We start from the raw sequence: 1,422 nt of genomic DNA on the forward strand, positions 1-1,422 counted from the left end.
TCTTTCCTGGCGTGGTGTGGAATTACAATTCTAATTTTTTCTTTACGGTAAATTCTATGACTTCCTTTCTAGCGAATAAAAACGAAACCGGCTTTCAACAGCAAACTCTCTGCTTCTTTCGAAGTCATTTTCTATACTGCCTTCAAGGGATCTAAAATAAGGGGTGCAATAAAAAAAGATTTAGAACCAAGTAAAGTTTTTTCTTCATCATTCAACGTCTCTAAATAAAGTTCTGCGGCTTCTCTTATATTTTGTAGTGCTTCTTCAAAAGTATCACCTTGACTGAAACAACCTTTTAATTCTGGAACGTAAGCATAATACCCATCATCATCTCTTTCTATAATTGCATTAATCTGTATTGTTTCTCCCCACTATTTTACTTTCCAATCAAATATATAGAGTTAAATTTTTGTTATCAACCTCTGGTTAATTAGGAGAATTATTTAAGATACAATTAGAAGGTTTCTTTTATTTTTCTTTATATCTAAATATTTAAAATTTACAAGTATGCTGATATATTCTGATTTTAATGATAAATTATAGTTGTAATTTCACCCAATTTCCTAATCAAAATACACTTAACCATAATTATGAAAAACAAATTCTGCAGAACAAAAATTCTTGCAACAATAGGTCCGGCAATAGATACATCTGAACAATTAGAAAAAATGGTTGATGCCGGTGTTAACGGCTTCCGCTTAAACTTTTCACATGGAAACTTTGAGTACTTCGACCGCATATTCAATTTGATAAATGAATTATGCATCAATAAATCCTTGCCTATACCAATATTGATCGATCTCCAGGGACCGAAAATCAGGATAGGTGAATTGAGCGAACCGACTATTGAAATAAAATCCGGCGAAACAATAGAAATTACTATCGATGATATCCCCGGTACAAAAACAAAAATTTCTACAAGCTACAAGCAGCTCGCAAGTGATGCCAAGGTCGGGAATGTTATTTTGATCGATGACGGGTTGATACGATTGAAAATAAAATCAAAGACAAAAAAGTCGGTCGTGTGCGATATTATAGAGGGCGGAATACTCAAACCCAAAAAAGGAATGAATCTACCCGGAATGAATCTTAGTACACCATCAGTAACCGAAAAAGATTTTGAAAATTTAGACTTCTCTCTCAAGCACAGAGTTGATTTTGTTGCTCTCTCCTTTGTTAGAAATGCAAAAGATATTATTGATCTGAGAAAGTGGATGAATAAAAAAGGTTTTGATAAACCGATAATCGCCAAAATTGAAAAAGAAGAAGCCATAAAAAATTTCGAGAAAATATTAGAAACCGCAGACGGAATAATGGTCGCTCGCGGAGATCTTGGTGTTGAATTACCTTCTTACGAAGTACCGAATATTCAGAAAAGTATTATTAAGCGGTGTAACGAAGCCGGTAAGCTGGTAATAACAG

2 protein-coding genes are annotated in these 1,422 nt (G+C 33.7%); one reads left to right on the plus strand and one right to left on the minus strand.

What is annotated here, in order from left to right:
• Nucleotides 1-131: 131 nt before the first annotated feature.
• Nucleotides 132-359, minus strand: a complete 228-nt coding sequence (locus AB1349_14325; GenBank protein MEW6558501.1) for a type II toxin-antitoxin system HicB family antitoxin — start codon at nt 357-359, stop codon at nt 132-134.
• Nucleotides 360-590: 231 nt separating this feature from the next.
• Between AB1349_14325 and pyk the strand changes: the two genes are divergently transcribed.
• A partial coding sequence (pyk, locus tag AB1349_14330) for a pyruvate kinase (protein MEW6558502.1) occupies nt 591-1,422 on the plus strand: 832 nt, incomplete at its 3' end.

It is taken from the genome of Elusimicrobiota bacterium, assembly GCA_040757695.1.
In the GTDB taxonomy this organism is placed as follows: Bacteria; Elusimicrobiota; UBA8919; order UBA8919; family UBA8919; genus JBFLWK01.